Raw genomic sequence first — 16,806 nt, 5'->3', positions numbered from 1 at the left:
CCGAGTGACCGTTGTGCAGCCGAGATGTGAAGCTGGCTGACCTGTTATCTGCAAACCTGATGATTACGCCCGAAATCGGGTCATTAGGCGTACCCGTCCGGAGGTCTCCGCGCGTTGACTTTGCAGAACTGTTCGGTATGCGTGCGGACGGTGGGTGAACAGGTGAGCCACCCTGCCCCCGAGGGGATGGAAACCTGGTGAAGTTGGGTAAAAACGCTGTTCGGACCATGAGTTCCGTGGTTCGGTGGTCGCGATGTCCGCGAGGGGGTCGGGCGGTGCGCCGCACCCCTCAACTGCGCGCATGCGGGGGGCCGTCCCATGCTCACCACGATCAACACCACGTTCACCGACACCCGGGCCGACGACCTGGCCTGGGCGCTCGGCCGCGAGCCGCTGCCGTCGCTGGCCACGCTCGACCTGGAGCTCACCGGGGCGCGGGTCGAGCTGCGCGTCCTCGGGGCGTCGCACCAGGTCCTGCTGGAGAGCCGGGGCGGCACCTGCTCGGAGACGGTGGCCTGCCTGCCGGGCAGCAGGACGCCCCTGCCGCTGGGGGTGTCCAAGCGCCTCGGGAACTTCGACTACGAGTTCGCGGCACATGTCGAGACGCTGAGTCCCGGGTCGTTCGCGGGGCGGGCCCAGGAGCTCCTCGCCCTCGTCGCCGACCATCCGCACGGGCTGGCCGCGATGTTCCCGGGCGATCCGAACGCCTTCACCGCCCTGCTCGCCCAGCGGCGCGGCGCGCAGATCCACTGGCGCACCTGGCACGCGTACCCGCAGGAGCTCTGCCTCGTCGCGACGCGAACGCGTGTGACCGGCGCGGCGTGAGGGCCTGATTCCACTCCTGTGGGTGACAAATAGGCAGCGCTGAGTGACGTAATGTTCGGTTCATGATCGACACGTACGACACCGAGCGGGCCGCCGGGGACCGTTCCGCGGTCGCCGTGCTGCCCGTGTCGGCGGGGGCGGGGCGCTGGGTGGTCCTGGTGGCCGTCTTCGTCTGCGCCGCCTGCGGCCTGATCTACGAGCTGGAGCTCATCGCCCTCGCCGACTACTTCGTCGGCGACACGGTCACGCACACGTCCGTCGTGCTGTCGCTGATGGTCTTCGCGATGGGGATCGGTTCGCTGGGGGCCAAGCGGCTGCGGCGGCGGGCCTCGGCGAGTTTCGGCCTGATCGAGGCGGCGCTCGCGCTGATCGGCGGCTCCTCCGCGCTCACCCTGTACGTGTGCTTCCTCGCCTTCGGGGTGGCGCGGCCGGTGCTGATCTGTCTCTCTCTCGCCATGGGCGTCCTGATCGGCGCGGAGATGCCGCTGCTCATGACACTGATCCAGCGCGTGCGCGCCCAGGACGCGGGGCGCGCTGTGGCGGACCTCTCGGCGGCCGACTACGTGGGCGCGCTGCTCGGCGGGCTGGCGTTCCCCTTTCTTCTGCTGCCGCTTTTCGGCCAGTTGAGCGCCGCGCTGTTCACCGGCGTGGTCAACGCCCTGGCGGGCGGCCTGCTCGTGCTGTGGCTCTTCCGCGGCGACCTGTCGCGCCGCTGCCGCCGCTGCCTGCTCGTGCTGAACGCCGGCATCATCGCCGCGCTGGTCGCCTGCGCGACGCTCGTCGGGCCGCTGGAGCGGGCGGCCGAGCGCGCGCTGCACGAGCGGGGCGCGGCCGGTGTGTGCGCGGCCGCGGGAGTGGCGTCCGGTGCCGGTCCGGGCACGGCGCGTGAGGGCGCGGCGAACGGCCCCGGGATAAGTGATCCGATCACCGTGTGTGGGTAGGCTCCGCGCCATGGCCATGGAGCACGAGGTCTACGTCCCCCTGTCCGCCACCGTCGTGCGCCGCGCGTTCGCCGACCCGGAGCGTGTGTCCCGCTGCGTTCCCGGGCTCCAGGCCGAGCCGGACGGCACGTCCGCCGGGCTGCGCGGCCGGCTGCGCGTCCGTGTCGGGTCCTCCACCATCACCTACCGCGGCACCCTCGTCGTCACGGAGCGTGGTGAAGGGGTCGTCGTGGAGTGCGAGGGCGAGGAGGCACGGGGCAGTGGGACGGCGCGGCTCGTCCTCACCGTCGTGCCGAGGCCGGTCGCCGACGGCTCGGGGACGACCCTGGCGTTCGGCGGCCAGGTCGAGGCCACCGGCCGCCTGGCCGAAGCGGGCGCGGACCGGCTGGACGCGGCGGGCCGCCGGCTGCTCGACCGCTTCGCCGAGGCCCTGGCGGCCGACCTCGCGGCGGACGGGGGGGAGCGCGACGCCGGCGCGGACGGTGAGTTCGCCGTGCGCCCGGTCCCCGGCGGGATCGGCACGCCGGACGACAACGAGCGGGCCATCCCCGGCATCCCGGCCGCCAGCGAACCGGAGCCCGACCCGTTCGCGCCGGAGGGCCTCGGCCTCGACGAGCTGACGCCGGCCGAGCGGGACGCGGCCGAGGCGGCCGGTGAGCGCGTGGACGACCTCGCGGACCTCGCCGGCACCGGGGAGGCGGGCGGCCGTCCGGGAGCCGAGGACGCCCGGGGCGGCCCCGACGACCCGGGGGACGCCGACGATCCGGCGGGCATCGAGGAGGTCTCCCTGCTCGGCGGGACCGACGCCGTCGACGAGCTGACGGCCGACGAGCTGCTGGCCGGCGATGAGGACCTCATGGGCGCCGAGGACATCGGTGACCTGGTCGATCTCGCCGCCGAGGAGGGCGTGCTGTCGGGCGGCGGTGAAGTGCCCGAGCCCGAGGCGGACTTCGCCCGGCGCACGATGATCGGCAGGAGCGCGGAGGAGGTCGACCACGCCCCGCCGCGCGGCCGGTACGCCCCCGAGCCCGCGCCCGGGCGCACCCCCGGACCGTCCGCCGTGCTGCGCTGGGCCGCGCCGGCGGCGGCCGTGGCGGTCGCGGGCGCCGTGCTGATCCGGGTGCTGCGGCGGCGCCACCCGGCGGGCCGCTGACCCGCGCGCCCCCGCGACGCGCCGCCCCAGGGGCCAACCGCTCTAGGATTTACATACATCGGATCGTTATCGTCGTGGGGTGACCACCCAAGACACCGAGCGCGGCCTGCTGCTGCGCGCGGGCGACACCGAGCTGACCGTCCGGCCCGACCAGGGCGGGCGCATCGCGTCCCTCCGGGTCGGCGGCACCGAGCTGCTGCGCCAGGGCGACCGGTACGGCTCCTTCGTGATGGCCCCCTGGTGCGGCCGGACGCGGGACGGCCGGTTCCACAACGGCACGTCCGAGCACCGGATGCCGCTCGACGCCGGCCCCCACGCCATCCACGGCACCGTCCGGCACCGCGCCTGGCGGACCGTCACGGCCGATGACACCTCCGCCGCGCTCGTCACCGACCTGACCGACCCCTGGCCCTACCCCGGCCGGGTCACCCAGCTCGTGGAGCTGGCCCCCGACGGCGGCGGCGTGACGCTGACCCTCGGCGTCGAGACGCTCGGCGACTCCTTCCCCGCCCAGGCGGGGTGGCACCCGTGGTTCCTGCGCTCGCTGACACCCGGCGGTTCCGAGGTGCGGCTCGCGTTCGACGCCGAGTGGCAGGAGGAGCGCGGCGAGGACCACCTGCCGACCGGCCGCCGTATCGCACCGCGCCCCGGCCCCTGGGACGACTGCTTCGGCATGCCCGACGGCGTGCGGGTGGCCCTCACCTGGCCCGGCGAGCTGGAGCTGACCGTCGAGAGCCGCACACCGTGGGTCGTGGTCTACGACGAACTGCCCGAGGCGGTCTGCGTCGAGCCGCAGTCGGGGCCGCCGGACGGCCTCAACACCATGCCCCGGCTCGTCACCGAGCTGGAGCCGCTGGAGATCTCCACGACCTGGACCTGGCGGCGCCCGGCCGCGTAGCGGCCCGCACCGCGCCCGCTCCGGGGCGCTGACGTAGGGTTCCGTGCCATGAGTGTGCGTGACGAGCTGCTGCGGCAGATCAGGCGGAAGGCGGTCGTCGAGGGCAAGGTCGTCCTGTCCTCGGGGATCGAGGCGGACTGGTACGTGGACCTCCGCCGGATCACCCTGGACGGCGAGGCGGCGCCCCTGGTCGGCCAGGTCATGCTCGACCTCACCGCCGACCTGGACTACGACGCCGTGGGCGGTCTCACGCTCGGCGCCGACCCGGTCGCCGCCGCCATGCTGCACGCCGCTGCGGCGCGCGGCCGGCGGCTCGACTCCTTCGTGGTGCGGAAGGCCGAGAAGACGCACGGCCTCCAGCGGCGCATCGAGGGACCGGACGTCGCGGGCCGCCGCGTGCTGGCCGTCGAGGACACCTCGACCACCGGCGGGTCGGTCCTCACCGCCGTGACCGCGCTGCGGGAGGCCGGTGCCGAGGTCGTCGGTGTCGCCGTGATCGTCGAGCGCGGCGCGGCGCCCGCTGTCGAGCGCGCGGGGCTGCCCTACTACCGGGCGTACGAGGTGGCCGATCTCGGCCGCTGACGTCCGGCGGGACGTGGGGTGCTGACGGAGGGTGACTGTTTCACGTGAAACGGTCACCCCCTGCCAGGCAGGGGGGCGGCTCCCGGTCTGGGAGGATGAGCGCTGACCACGCCGCGACGACGATGTCGTTTCCCTGACCCACCGAGCAGGTTCCCAGCACATTTCAAGGAGCGGACACATGCCCATCGCGACTCCCGAGGTCTACAACGAGATGCTCGACCGGGCAAAGGCGGGCTCGTTCGCCTACCCGGCCATCAACGTCACCTCGACGCAGACCCTGCACGCCGCCCTGCGGGGCTTCGCCGAGGCGGAGAGCGACGGCATCGTCCAGATCTCCACCGGCGGTGCCGAGTTCCTCGGCGGCCAGTACGCCAAGGACATGGTCTCCGGCGCACGTGCGCTGGCCGAGTTCGCGCACATCGTCGCCGAGAAGTACCCGGTGAACATCGCCCTGCACACCGACCACTGCCCCAAGGACAAGCTGGACGGCTATGTCCGTCCGCTGCTCGCCCTCTCCAAGGAGCGGGTCGACGCGGGGCAGAACCCGCTGTTCCAGTCCCACATGTGGGACGGCTCCGCCGAGACCCTCCACGACAACCTGGCGGTCGCCGAGGAGCTGCTCGCGCTCGCCGCCGCCGCCCGCATCGTGCTGGAGGTCGAGATCACCCCGACCGGCGGCGAGGAGGACGGCGTCAGCCACGAGATCAACGACAAGCTGTACACGACCGTCGAGGACGCGCTGCGCACCGCCGAGGCCCTCGGCCTGGGCGAGAAGGGCCGCTACCTGCTGGCCGCCTCCTTCGGCAATGTCCACGGCGTCTACAAGCCGGGCAATGTCGTGCTCCGCCCCGACCTGCTGAAGGACCTGCAGGAGGGCGTCGGCGCCCGCTACGGCAAGGAGTCCCCGTTCGACTTCGTCTTCCACGGCGGCTCGGGCTCCACGCAGGAGGAGATCAGCACCGCGCTGGAGAACGGCGTCGTGAAGATGAACCTCGACACCGACACGCAGTACGCCTTCACCCGGCCGATCGTGGACCACGCGTTCCGCAACTACGACGGTGTCCTGAAGGTGGACGGCGAGGTCGGCAACAAGAAGGTCTACGACCCGCGGAGCTGGGGCAAGCTCGCCGAGGCCGGCATGGCCGAGCGCGTCACCAAGGCGTGCGCCGACCTGCGGTCCACCGGCACCAGCCTGAAGTGACGGCCGTCGCCGTCCCGTCCCGGAAATGGGGCAGACTGGACGGCATGGCCATTCACGAGAACCTGCTCGGGGGGCCGCCCCCGACCCACCTGCCCGACGACCCGGAGCCGCGCGCCCTGCTGGCGGGCGGCACGGCTCCGGCTGAGGTGGCTGCCGCCCACCCGGCGTCCTCGCTGGCGTGGGCGCAGCTCGCGGACGACGCGTTCGCCGAGGGGCGCGTCGTGGAGTCGTACGCGTTCGCCCGGACGGGATACCACCGCGGTCTGGACGCGCTGCGCCGCAGCGGCTGGCGCGGCCAGGGGCCGATCCCGTTCGAGCACGAGCCGAACCGCGGTTTCCTGCGTGCCCTGCACGCGCTCGCCCGGGCCGCCCAGGCCATCGGCGAGGAGGAGGAGTACAAGCGCTGCGCGCAGTTCCTGCGCGACAGCTCGCCGACCGCCGCCGACACGCTCTCCTGACCGGACCGACGCACCGAGGCGCCCCGCGACGTTCGCGGGGCGCCTCGGCCGTGTCCGTACCCGGTACTGCCGGTCACGCGACCGGTGCGGAGCCCTGCTGATCGGCCCAGCCCGCGTCGGCCGGGTCGACGGCGGGGTCCTGGGCGGGGTCGCCCACGGGCGGGAGGGTGCCGGTGAGGCGGGCGTAGGCGACGATGTTCGAGTCGTAGCCGCCGTCCCGGCTCCACCGGCCGCCGCAGGTGATGAGCCGGAGCTGCGGAGTGTCCACGGCGCCGTAGACGCGTTCGTCGGGGAAGTCGCTCTTCGGGTACTGCTCGACGGAGTCCACGGTGAACACGGCGGTCCGTCCGTCCTCCCGGTCGATCTCGATGTTCTCGCCGGGTCTGAGCTGGCCGAGTCCGGCGAATGCGGCGGGACCCGTGTAGGTGTCGAGGTGGCCGACGATCAGGGACGCGCCGCGCTCGCCCGGCGCCACGCCGCCCGAGTACCAGGCGGCGCGCATGGCGTCCTCCTCGGCGGGGGACGGCGGACCCCCGTCGGTGCCGAGCGCCGCGCCGAACACCTCGACGTCCGTCCCGAGCTGCGGGATGCGGATGCGCGTCGGCTCGGAGCGGGGCAGTGGCGGCGCCACGAACCCGGAGGGGCTGCCGAGCGCGCCGAGGTCGGCCGTCGATCCCGCGTCGGGGGCGGCACCCGGCGCGTCCACGGCGCCGGGCCGGGAGACGCCGTCGGCGATCTGGCTGGACGCGCGGGCCTCCCGCACGTCGTCCCCGCCACCCGTGCCGACCAGGCCGACGGCCACCGTCAGGCCGACGGCGGTGACCGCCGCGAGCGCCTCCCAGCGGCGGCTGCGCAGGGCGAGCCGCTGGTGCCGGGTCGTGCGTCGTGCGGGCGGGGGGCCGCCGCGTGCCCTGCGGCGCCGGTTGCGGCGCGCCCTGAGCAGGGCGCGGACGAGGCGCAGGAGGCGGATCGCCACCGCGAGCCGGCCGGCCCGGCGGACGACGCGGCGGCCGATGGCGGGCGTGCCGAGCAGCATGACGTTGATCAGCACGACGCCGGAGCGCCGTCGCCGTCGCTCCCGCCGCCGGTCGGGCGGGCCGGCGGCAGGTGAGGCGGTCACCGGCCGGCGGGCGGGAGCGGCGGCCGGTGACCGCGCGGCCTCGGGCCGCGCCGCCTGCCCGGTCTTCTTCGTTGCTCGGGCCTGCCCTGCCGCTGTGGCCTTCTTCGGCGCCTCGGCCTTCTCGGCCTTCTCGGCCTTCCGGGTCCTGCCGGTCTCCCGTGCGTCCCCGCCGTCCTCGGCGGTCCCCTCCCGGGGAGCCGCCTCGCTGCGGGCGGGGGTGTGGCCTTCCTGGCGGGCGCGGCCGGGGGCGCGCCGGGCTTGCATGGGGGCCCTTCCGTCCGCTCGGCGGGGGCGTTCACCGCGTCGTGGGGCGTGGGCGTGCCGCCGTCGCTGGGTGCCGCCTCGGCGGGGGTCCGGCGGAAGCGGAGCCGGCGGCGTCCGCCGGGCGGCCTTCCGCGCCGTGCCCGCCGCCCGTGCGCGTCCGGTCCTGCCTCCGGCGCCGGGGCCGGCCCGGGGACCGCGCCACCGGCCGCCGGCGGCGTCCCGGTGTCCTGTGCCCCGGGCGGCTCCGCGGCCGGCTCGCGGTCTCCGGGCGACGCTTCCTCCGCCGGGACGGTTCCGGCAGCCGCACCCGTGTCCCGTGCCTCCTCCGGGGCCTTATCGGGCCGGTCGGCGGTGCTGTCCGTGCCGGTGGGGTCGGGCTGGTCGGGGGTTCCGGGTTGCTGGGACGGGACTTCGGCGGGCGCGGTGTTCTCGCTGTCGGCCGGTTGTCCGCCGGGTCGGTCGGCGGTGCTGTCCGTGCTGGCGGGTTCGGGCTGGTCGGGGGTTTCGGGGCGCGGGGACCGGGCTTCGGCGGGCGCGGTGTCCCCGTCGCCGGAGGGCTGCCCGCCGGCCGTGCCGTCCGGCCCGGTCGGGGCCGTGACGGCGTCGGGCGGAGTGGTGACGCGGGCGGTGCCCGCAGGACGGGTGGCGGCCCGGGGCGGCACGGCCCCGGACTCCTGCGCTGTGCGGCGGGTGCGGCGGCGGCCGGTGTCCGGGAGGAGCCGGCCGCCGGTCAGGGGCTCCGGTTCTCTGCGCGGCCCGAGCGACAGGCGGGGCCGGCGCCCCGGGAGGTCCCCGAGGGCGCCGTTCCGCATGTTCCGCGGCACCCGCAGCGCCGGCGACCTCCGAAACGGCCGCAGGAACTCAGGCACGTCGCATCTCCTCAGTAGTGCTGCGCGGTGGAACGGCGCCGGCGCGCCAGGAACACGTAACCGGCGGCACCGGCCGCCGCGACACCGCCGCCGACCGCGAGGGCCGTCGTCCGCGTGCCGCCGTCGCTCCCGCTGGAGCCGCCGAAGCCGGCCGCCGCGCCACCGCTGGGCGTGGCGGCGGTGAACGTGAAGTTCGTCGTCAGCGTCGTGCCGTCGTCGCACCTGACCGTCACCGGGTAACTGCGGCCCGGCTGGAGGCCGCTGGACTTGATCCGGCCGGTCCCCGTCCACTGGTTGCCGCTCGTCTGGCGCAGCGTGATGCTCTGCTGGAACGCGTTCGAAGTGGCCGAACCCGACGGTCGGCAGGTGACCCGGACGGTGACCGAGGTGTTCGGGCCGCCGGAGCTGGGGGAGATGGAGATCGGCGCGGTGTTCCAGGACGGCTTGTCGTCGTCCTGCGCCAGTGCGGGCGCGGCCGGCGCGAACGCGAGCAGGGCGGTCGCCGCCGCCACCGCGAGCCGGCGGGCGCCACGGGAGTGCGGGTTCCTGATGGACGTCTTCATAGGACGCTCTTCCTCCGGATCGTCTGCCGCACGCGAGGGGCGTAACGGCCTGTCACCCATGCGAACAGTGGGTGACCGGGTGCGCACCCGGAGTGCGTCCCACCGGGTACCGGGCCGCCCCGATGGCGGAGCGGCCCGGCGGCGCTAGCGCACCGTCAGGTCCCGGCGGCGGAAGCCCGCGAGGCCCAGCGCCAGCAGGGCGGCCGCGAGCAGCGTCAGGACGGCGAGCGGCGTCCACTCCCAGCCGGCGGCGGGCACCCGCGGTACGTGGCCGAGCGGCGACAGGTTGCGCAGGGCCTGCGGCACGTCCGTCAACTCGCCCAGGTACACGGTGAAGAAGCCGTACGCGGGCACCGCCCACGCCGCCGCCGATGCCGCCGGGAACCACCCGTACAGAGCCAGCGCCACCCCTGCCGTCACCCACAGCGCGGGCGCGTACGCCAGCGACGCCAGCACGAGTTCGCCGAGCAGCGACCGGTCGCCGGCCGAGGCCGCCCCCGAGACGCCGAACCCCGCCCCGGCCAGCAGCATCACGGCCGTGCCGCCGGCCAGCGCGACCGCCGTGTGCGAGGCGGCCCACCGCGTGCGGGACAGGCCCGTCGCCAGCACCGGCTCCGCGCGTCCGCCGGTCTCCTCGCTCCGCGGCCGCAGCATCGCCTGCACGGTGTACATGGCGGCCACGACGGCGAGGACGCTCATCACGACGGAGGCGAAGGACTCCACCATGTCGCCGCCGAGCCGGGCGACCGCCTCCCGCAGGCGCTCGTTGTCGGTGAGCAGGTCCTCCGCCTCGCCGAGGATCGAGCCGTACATCAGGCCGAACAGCAGCGCCCCGGCGGCGAACCCGGCGAGGGTCCCGCGGTGCAGCCGCAGGGCGAAGCCGAGCGGCCGGACGAGCGCCCCCGACGCCGCCGGACGGCCGGGCCGCGGCGGCCGCAGCCCGGCGCCCGCGTCCCTGCGGGTCTCCAGGGCGCACGCCACCGCGCCCGCGCCCGCCGCCAGCCCGACGAGGAGCAGCAGCGGCCACCAGCGGTCGTCCACGTACACGTACGTCCGCTGCGCCCAGCCGATCGGCGACAGCCATGCCACCGCGTCGGGTCCCGTGTCGCCCACGGCGCGCAGGGCGTACGCCAGCCCGACCGCCGCGAGGCCCTGGCCCACCGCCCCGCGTCCGAAGGTGCTGATCTGCGCCGCGACGGCGGCCAGGGCCGCGAAGGCCGTCCCCACGGCCGCGCCCGCCGCGCCGTACAGGACCGAACCGCCCGCCGTGATCCCGTCGGCGCCGAGCCCGGCGAGTCCGGCGGCGGTCAGCGCGCCCAGGGCGACGTTCGCCGCGACGGCGACGGTCACCGCGGCGGCCAGGTGCGCGTGCCGCCCCACGACGGCCGCCCTGACCAGCTCGGCGCGCCCCGACTCCTCCTCCGTCCTCGTGTGCCGCACCACTGTCAGGACGCTCAGCACGCCGACCGCGACGGCGGCGAAACCGAGCAGTTCGTGGCCCAGCATGGCGCCGTGCGTGTACACGCCGTCCAGGTAGTGCGCGGGGCCGGTCATGGCGAGCGCCGCCGGCTCCCGCATCGTCTCCGCCACCTGGGCACGGTCGTCCGCCGTGGCGTACTGCGACCGGAAACTCGCCGCCGACGACAGGGTGGTCAGCCACACCGCGGCGATCCACACCGGCAGCCGTACGCGGTCCCGCCGCAGGGCGAGGCGGACGAGCGTCCCGGTGCCGGCCAGCGCGTGCCGTACGGCCTCCCCGCGTCCCGTACGCCCGGCGGCCGGTACGTCCCCCGCGCCGCGCACGGGCAGCGCCGCGCTCACCGGGAACCGCCCCGCGCGTGCCCGCCCTGGGCTCCGTCCAATTCGTCGCCGTAGTGCCGCAGCATCAGCTCCTCCAGCGTCGGGGGATGGCTCACCAGGCTCCGCACGCCGAGCCCCGACAGGGCCGCGACCGCGCCGTCCAGGTGTTCGCCGTCGACCGTGAAGTGCAGCCGCTGCCCCTCCGCCCGCGCGTCGTGCACCCCCGGCAGGTCCGCCATCAGCGCCGCCGCCTCCCGCGCGGGGGCGCGGGTCTCCGCCTCGACGGTCGTCCTGGTGAGGTGGCGCAGTTCGGCGAGCGTGCCGGACTGCACGGTCCGGCCGAGCCGCACGATGCTCACGCGGTCGCACAGCTTCTCGACCTGGGCCAGGATGTGGCTGGACAGCAGGACGGTCCGGCCGGCGGTCCGTGCCTCGGCGACCACGTCCTGGAAGACGACCTCCATCAGCGGGTCGAGGCCGGACGTCGGCTCGTCCAGCAGGAGGAGTTCGGCGTCGGAGGCGAGGGCCGCGACGATGGCGACCTTCTGCCGGTTGCCCTTCGAGTAGGTGCGGCCCTTCTTGCGCGGGTCGAGGGCGAACCGCTCGACCAGGTCGTCCCTGCGCCGCGCGTCGAGGCCCCCGCGCAGGCGGCCCAGCAGGTCGATGGACTCGCCGCCGGTGAGGCCGGGCCACAGCTCCACGTCGCCCGGTACGTACGCGATGCGCCGGTGCAGCGGCACCGCGTCGCGCCACGGGTCGCCGCCGAGCAGGGACACCGTGCCGCTGTCGGGGCGCAGCAGGCCGAGCAGGACGCGGAGGGTCGTGGACTTGCCCGCGCCGTTCGGGCCGAGGAACCCGTGGACCTCGCCGGTGCGGACGGTCAGGTCGAGCCCGTCCAGCGCGCGGGTGCGGCCGAAGTTCTTGATCAGGCCCGCGACGGCGACGGCGGTGTCGTCGACGCGGGCGTTCGCTGTGCGTATGCCCTTGGTCACCCGTCACACGCTACGCTTGTTTCACAAATTTCTGAAGTTAAGGAACTGTCAAGAAGCCGCGGCGTCCCGGTGACGCCATGGATGGGAGGATGGCGGTGTGACCGATCACGACCGGACACCGCACGAGCACGACGGCACCTTCCCGCCGGACCTCGCGGCCTTCGTGGAACGCTTCGCGGGCGACCTCACCGCCTCCGGCATGGCGCGGATGCCGTCCCGCGTCTTCGCCTGCCTGCTCGCCTCGCCCGAGGGGGCGCTCTCCTCCGCCGACCTCGTCGTCCGGCTGAAGGTGTCGCCCGCCGCCGTCTCCGGCGCCGTCCGCTACCTGTCGCAGGTCCGGCTGATCGGCCGTGAACGCGCGCCGGGCTCGCGCCGCGAGCTGTACCGCCTCCATCACGACGTCTGGTACGAGGCCATCCTCGACCGGGACGACGACCTGCTGCGCTGGGGCGCGGCCCTGCGCGCCGGCGCCCGTGTCGCCGGCGAGGACACCCCGGCGGGCCACCGGATGGCGGAGTCGGCGGAGTTCATGGAGTTCCTCGTGAAGGAGCTGCACGGCATCCTCGACCGCTGGCGCGCCCACCGCGCGGCCGACGGCACGGCCCCCGGTCTCAGCGGGGCACGGTCAGCCGCAGCGCGCCCGGCCGCACCGTCCAGGTCCGCGCCCACGCCGGCCCCAGATCGACGGCGCCCGCCCGGTAGCTGAACGCGGCGCCCGACACCGTCACGGACGACACGCGCGCCCGTACGTCCCGCGCCGGCGTGACCGGCCCGCACGGCCGCACGACGACCTCGGCGAGGCCGCCGGCCGGCCGTACCGACACCCCGGCGACCGGCCGGTCCGTGTCGGCGAGCAGCCGGCCGTCCCCCTCGACCCGCAGCCGCTGGCGGACCGAGCCGGGACGCATCGGGTGGCGCCACAGCGGCGCGCGCCGGGCCGGGATGCCGAGGCCGAGGGCACCGGGCACGGCCCCGCCCGCGTCGTCCGTCAGCAGATCGACGCGGCGCTCCGCCCCCGCCAGGACCGCGCGCGAGGCCCGGACCGGATCGGCGGGCACCCCCAGGGCGCGCGCCACCGCGACCAGCGGCACCGGCCCCACCGGCACGATCGCGAGCGGCCCGTCCCCGGCGACACCGTGGCCGCCCCCGTCCCACAGCAGGGCGGTGAGCGCCCGCAGCAGGGTCCTGTCGTCGCCGACGAGGACGACGCGGTGGCCGCCCCTGCGGGCCAGGACGCGCGGCATGGCCCCCGGCCGGTCGAGGAAGCGGATCTGCGCGCCGCCCGCGCCCGCGCACAGCACGTCCCTGGCGATGCGCACCGCTTCGCCGTCCGCGCGCTGCGCCGCCGGGTCGATCACGATGAGCACCTGACTGTTCGCCTCCCGGCCGGGTCTCCCGTAAGCTCTCTTTGCAAGAGCCCCTGCCGCGATTGCGTCAGGGGTTTCGTCGATCCGGGGCGGCCCTAGTGGTGGATGCCCCGCTCGGAAGGGGTGTACGCCTGTGCCCGCACTAGTGCTGCTCGGTGCCCAGTGGGGTGACGAAGGCAAAGGCAAGGCGACTGATCTGCTCGGCGGTTCCGTCGACTACGTGGTGCGCTACCAGGGCGGCAACAACGCCGGTCACACCGTTGTCGTGGGCGACCAGAAATACGCCCTGCACCTCCTCCCCTCCGGCATCCTCTCCCCGGGCTGCACCCCCGTCATCGGCAACGGCGTCGTCATCGACCCCGGGGTCCTGCTGGCGGAGCTGGCCGGCCTCGACGAGCGCGGCGTGGACACCTCCCGCCTCCTGATCAGCGCGAACGCCCATCTGATCACCTCGTACCACCAGACCCTCGACAAGGTGTCCGAGCGGTTCCTCGGCAAGCGGAAGATCGGCACGACCGGGCGCGGCATCGGCCCGGCGTACGCGGACAAGATCAACCGCCAGGGCATCCGGGTGCAGGATCTGTTCGACGAATCGATTCTGCGCCAGAAGGTCGAGGCCGCCCTCGACCAGAAGAACCAGCTCCTCGCCAAGCTCTACAACCGCCGCGCCATCGCCGTGGACCAGGCGCTGGACGAGCTGCTCGGCTACGCGGAGCGGATCCGCCCCTACGTCTGCGACACCGCGCTCGTACTGAACCGGGCCATCGACGAGGGGAAGGTCGTCCTGTTCGAGGGCGGCCAGGGCACGCTCCTCGACGTCGACCACGGCACCTACCCGTTCGTCACCTCCTCCAACCCGACGGCGGGCGGCGCCTGCACGGGCACCGGCGTGGGGCCGACGAGGATCAGCCGCGTCATCGGCATCCTCAAGGCGTACACGACGCGGGTCGGCGCCGGCCCGTTCCCGACCGAGCTGCTGGACGAGGACGGCGACCGGCTGCGGCGCGTCGGCCACGAGTACGGCGTGACGACCGGCCGCGACCGCCGCTGCGGCTGGTTCGACGCCGTGATCGCGCGGTACGCCACCCGCGTCAACGGCCTGACCGACTTCTTCCTCACCAAGCTCGACACGCTGACCGGCTGGGACCGGCTCCCGGTGTGCGTCGCCTACGAGATCGACGGCGAGCGCGTCGAGGAACTCCCGGCCAACCAGAGCGACTTCCACCACGCGAAGCCGATCTACGAGTACCTGCCCGGCTGGCACGAGGACATCTCCAAGGCCCGCGCGTTCGACGAACTCCCGGCCAACGCCCGGGCGTACGTCCGCCGGCTGGAGGAGCTGTCCGGCGCGCGGGTCTCCGCGATCGGCGTCGGGCCGGGGCGCGAGGAGACGATCCAGATCAACTCGTTCCTCTCCTGACGGCCGCCCGGCCGCACACGGCGAACGGGCCGGGGAGCGCGGATCATGTCCGCACTCCCCGGCCCGTTGTCGTCACCGGCCCGACGGCCGTGCCGCCGCGCTACTCGACGAGCGTGGCCGTGAAGGTCTCCGCCGCCGAGTCGTGCGGGGTGAACTCGATGCTCGGCGCGTAGCCGCTGGCGGGGTCGTCCCACGAGATCGTGTACGGCGGCAGGTTCTCACAGGCGCTGTCGCTCGCCACGCCGGGCCCGACGATGATCGCCGTGCCGGGCTCGTCACCGGACACCAGGACCGCGTCCCACGTGCAGCTTCCGTCCGTGTAGGAGACCGCGGACTCGCCGGCGTAGCCGGTGGTCGTGAAGGTCACGCTGAGGGTGTCGCTCTGGTAGGTCTGGGAGAAGATGTCGTACGGCATCCCGTCGTCACCGGTCTGCGTCGTCGCCGTGTACAGGGTCCCGCTGTAGGAGTTGCCGGAGTCGTCCGTGGCGGACCAGGACATCGAACCGTCGCCCTGGAGCGTGAGCTGCTCCGTCGCGTACGGCGCGCAGGCCAGGTCGGAGGGGATCGTCGAGGCGGGTCCCGAGCTGACGAGGGAGACGCCGTCGGCGGAGCCGGACTCCAGGTTGCCGCCCTCGATGCACAGCCGGTCGCTGAGCACGCTGTAGACCGTCGCGACGGTGGCACCGGTGGCGCCCTCGGACAGTTCGACGCGGACCCAGAAGCCGCCGTCGGAGTAGGCCTCCCAGGCGCCGACGTAGCCGTTCGGCATGGTGCCGTCGTCGGCGGGGTCCGTGGTCGGATCGGTGGTCGGCTCGCCGTCGTCCGGTGACGGCGACTCGGTGACGTCCTGGGTCGGAGCCGCCGTCGGGTCGTCGTCCGGGTCGTCGCCGCCGCCGCTCGTGAGCACCACGGCGCCGACGATCACGGCGATCGCCACGACGGCGGCGATGGCGGCGATCAGGATGTTGCGGTTCTTGTTGGAGCCGCCGCCGGGGCCGCCCGGCAGGGGCGTGCCGGGGAGGCCGGGACCGCCCGGGTAGCCGGGGCCGTACGGGCTGGCCGGCGCCGTCCCGCCGGGCTGCGGGTAGCCGTACCCGGGGCCTGGCTGCTGCGGGTAGCCGTACCCGGCGGGCGGCGGGGTGCCGTAGCCGGGCGGCGGCGTGGCCGACGTCATGGTCGCCATCGCGTCCACGCCGGTGCCGCCGGGCGGCGGCGTGGCCGGGGTCGCCGGGGGCGCGCTGAACGCCGTCGGCGTGGGCGGCGCGGCCGGCGGCTGGGCCGGGGGCGCGTTCGTCGGCAGCGGGGTGACCGGCGGCTGGCCCGGCATCGCGGGCGGCGGCGCGTTCTGCGGCAGCGGGGGCGCCTGCAGCGGGTCCTCCGAGTCGAGGAGTTCGACGGCGTGCCGGCCGAGCCGCGCGACGAGCGCGCCGGGCAGCCACGGTTCGTCGCCGTCGTCCGCTATGTCCGTGAACTGGAGGAGCTGGTCGAGCGACGGGCGGTCCGCGGGGTTCTGCGCGAGGCAGTTCTCGATCAGGGGGCGCACGCCGTCCGGCACACCGTCGAGGTCCTGCTGGCCCTGCACGATCCGCAGCATCAGGGCCGTCATGGCGCTGTTCGCGTCACCGAACGGGGTGCGGCCGGTCGCGGCGAACGTGAGCACCGACCCGAGGCAGAACACGTCGCTCGCCGCCGTCAGCGTCTCGCCCCGGCACTGCTCGGGCGACATGAAGCCGGGCGAACCGACCGCGGCTCCCGTCCTCGTCAGGCCCTCGCCGTTCGCCTCCAGGGCGCGGGCGATGCCGAAGTCGATGACGCGGGGACCGTCGATGGTGATCATGACGTTCGACGGCTTGAGGTCGCGGTGGACCAGGCCGGCGGCGTGGATGTCGCGCAGGGCGCGCACCAGGCCGTTCGCCAGGATGAGGAGCGTCCGCTCGGGCAGCGGGCCGTACGTCGTGCTGACCACCTCGTGCAGCGACGGACCGGCCACGTACCCGGTCGCCACCCACGGGGTCTCCGCCTCCGTGTCGCAGCCGAGGACCGGCGCGGTCCACTCGCCGCCGACGCGGCGCGCGGCCTCGACCTCGTGCTGGAAACGCTGGCGGAACTCGGGCTGCGCGGCGAGCTCCGGCTGCACCAGCTTCACGGCCACCGTGCGCCCGCGGTCCGAGCGTGCGAGGTAGACGCTGCCCATTCCGCCGGCGCCCAATTTCCCCAGCAAGCGGTATTGGCCTACTCGTTGAGGATCCTTCGGCCCGAGCGGTTTCATGCTGTGTTACTCCTCTTCGCTCCGGTAAGCCTCACGAGAATACGGGCCCCCGTGCACACGGGGGAGGACAGCGGCAGAACCGTA

The 16,806-nt window shown here is 74.7% G+C and carries 14 protein-coding genes and 1 pseudogene; 9 read left to right on the top strand and 6 right to left on the bottom strand.

From position 1 onward, the window contains the following. The first annotated feature begins 318 nt into the window (after window positions 1-318). The 7 genes and pseudogenes from EMA09_RS13345 to EMA09_RS13315 all read left to right on the top strand — a co-directional run bounded on the left by EMA09_RS13345 (window position 319) and on the right by EMA09_RS13315 (window position 6,058). A complete protein-coding gene (locus tag EMA09_RS13345) occupies window positions 319-825 on the top strand; it encodes a DUF2617 family protein (RefSeq protein ID WP_129841265.1) in 507 nt (168 codons plus the stop codon). Between the two features lie 62 nt (window positions 826-887). Then, window positions 888-1,643: pseudogene (locus EMA09_RS13340) on the top strand (spermidine synthase); the annotation flags it as partial. A 133-nt stretch (window positions 1,644-1,776) separates the two neighbouring features. Then, window positions 1,777-2,919 (top strand): SRPBCC domain-containing protein, encoded by a 1,143-nt coding sequence (locus tag EMA09_RS13335; protein WP_240796380.1) that lies wholly within the window; start codon window positions 1,777-1,779, stop codon window positions 2,917-2,919. Between the two features lie 79 nt (window positions 2,920-2,998). Next, the gene (locus EMA09_RS13330) at window positions 2,999-3,817 is read left to right on the top strand and encodes an aldose 1-epimerase (protein ID WP_129841263.1); all 819 of its coding nucleotides are present in this window, start codon (window positions 2,999-3,001) and stop codon (window positions 3,815-3,817) included. Window positions 3,818-3,865: 48 nt separating this feature from the next. Continuing rightward, on the top strand, window positions 3,866-4,399 hold the full coding sequence (gene pyrE / locus EMA09_RS13325; RefSeq protein WP_129841262.1) for an orotate phosphoribosyltransferase: 534 nt from the start codon (window positions 3,866-3,868) through the stop codon (window positions 4,397-4,399). Window positions 4,400-4,577: 178 nt separating this feature from the next. Next, complete coding sequence (fbaA, locus tag EMA09_RS13320; RefSeq protein WP_129841261.1) at window positions 4,578-5,600, top strand: class II fructose-bisphosphate aldolase; 1,023 nt, start codon at window positions 4,578-4,580, stop codon at window positions 5,598-5,600. Between the two features lie 44 nt (window positions 5,601-5,644). Then, on the top strand, window positions 5,645-6,058 hold the full coding sequence (locus tag EMA09_RS13315; RefSeq protein ID WP_129841260.1) for a DUF3151 domain-containing protein: 414 nt from the start codon (window positions 5,645-5,647) through the stop codon (window positions 6,056-6,058). Between the two features lie 73 nt (window positions 6,059-6,131). Here EMA09_RS13315 and EMA09_RS13310 read toward each other — a convergent pair whose 3' ends face one another. The 4 genes from EMA09_RS13310 to EMA09_RS13295 form a co-directional block, all read right to left on the bottom strand. After that, complete coding sequence (locus tag EMA09_RS13310) at window positions 6,132-7,442, bottom strand: class F sortase (RefSeq protein ID WP_129841259.1); 1,311 nt, start codon at window positions 7,440-7,442, stop codon at window positions 6,132-6,134. 880 nt (window positions 7,443-8,322) lie between these two features. After that, a complete protein-coding gene (locus EMA09_RS13305; protein ID WP_129841258.1) occupies window positions 8,323-8,874 on the bottom strand; it encodes a hypothetical protein in 552 nt (183 codons plus the stop codon). A 144-nt stretch (window positions 8,875-9,018) separates the two neighbouring features. Continuing rightward, window positions 9,019-10,611, bottom strand: a complete 1,593-nt coding sequence (locus EMA09_RS13300; RefSeq protein ID WP_129844015.1) for an ABC transporter permease — start codon at window positions 10,609-10,611, stop codon at window positions 9,019-9,021. 80 nt (window positions 10,612-10,691) lie between these two features. After that, on the bottom strand, window positions 10,692-11,666 hold the full coding sequence (locus EMA09_RS13295; RefSeq protein WP_240796379.1) for an ABC transporter ATP-binding protein: 975 nt from the start codon (window positions 11,664-11,666) through the stop codon (window positions 10,692-10,694). A 97-nt stretch (window positions 11,667-11,763) separates the two neighbouring features. On the opposite strand from EMA09_RS13295, the gene EMA09_RS13290 reads away from it, so the two are divergent. Then, window positions 11,764-12,372 (top strand): MarR family transcriptional regulator, encoded by a 609-nt coding sequence (locus EMA09_RS13290; protein ID WP_346655828.1) that lies wholly within the window; start codon window positions 11,764-11,766, stop codon window positions 12,370-12,372. On the opposite strand, the gene EMA09_RS13285 is transcribed toward EMA09_RS13290, so the two are convergent. Next, window positions 12,278-13,024, bottom strand: coding sequence for a diacylglycerol kinase (locus EMA09_RS13285; protein ID WP_240796378.1), 747 nt, complete (start codon window positions 13,022-13,024; stop codon window positions 12,278-12,280). The two genes, EMA09_RS13290 and EMA09_RS13285, sit on opposite strands and share 95 nt — an antisense overlap. Window positions 13,025-13,166: 142 nt before the next feature. On the opposite strand from EMA09_RS13285, the gene EMA09_RS13280 reads away from it, so the two are divergent. Further along, window positions 13,167-14,453, top strand: coding sequence for an adenylosuccinate synthase (locus EMA09_RS13280; protein WP_129841257.1), 1,287 nt, complete (start codon window positions 13,167-13,169; stop codon window positions 14,451-14,453). Window positions 14,454-14,553: 100 nt separating this feature from the next. On the opposite strand, the gene EMA09_RS13275 is transcribed toward EMA09_RS13280, so the two are convergent. Then, window positions 14,554-16,722: a serine/threonine-protein kinase gene (locus tag EMA09_RS13275; protein WP_129841256.1), complete on the bottom strand. Its 2,169-nt coding sequence runs from the start codon at window positions 16,720-16,722 to the stop codon at window positions 14,554-14,556. Window positions 16,723-16,806: the final 84 nt, after the last annotated feature.

The sequence above is a fragment of the Streptomyces sp. RFCAC02 genome, from assembly GCF_004193175.1.
Taxonomy (GTDB): Bacteria; Actinomycetota; Actinomycetes; order Streptomycetales; family Streptomycetaceae; genus Streptomyces.
Note: the sequence above shows the minus strand (reverse complement) of the source record. Positions and strands in the feature narration are given on the sequence as shown.

Coding starts and splice junctions, on each gene's coding strand:
- EMA09_RS13345 (WP_129841265.1), top strand. CDS start 319: ATGCTCACCACGATCAACACCACGTTCACCGACACCCGGGCCGACGAC.
- EMA09_RS13335 (WP_240796380.1), top strand. CDS start 1,777: ATGGCCATGGAGCACGAGGTCTACGTCCCCCTGTCCGCCACCGTCGTG.
- pyrE (WP_129841262.1), top strand. CDS start 3,866: ATGAGTGTGCGTGACGAGCTGCTGCGGCAGATCAGGCGGAAGGCGGTC.
- fbaA (WP_129841261.1), top strand. CDS start 4,578: ATGCCCATCGCGACTCCCGAGGTCTACAACGAGATGCTCGACCGGGCA.
- EMA09_RS13315 (WP_129841260.1), top strand. CDS start 5,645: ATGGCCATTCACGAGAACCTGCTCGGGGGGCCGCCCCCGACCCACCTG.
- EMA09_RS13310 (WP_129841259.1), bottom strand. CDS start 7,442: ATGCAAGCCCGGCGCGCCCCCGGCCGCGCCCGCCAGGAAGGCCACACC.
- EMA09_RS13305 (WP_129841258.1), bottom strand. CDS start 8,874: ATGAAGACGTCCATCAGGAACCCGCACTCCCGTGGCGCCCGCCGGCTC.
- EMA09_RS13275 (WP_129841256.1), bottom strand. CDS start 16,722: ATGAAACCGCTCGGGCCGAAGGATCCTCAACGAGTAGGCCAATACCGC.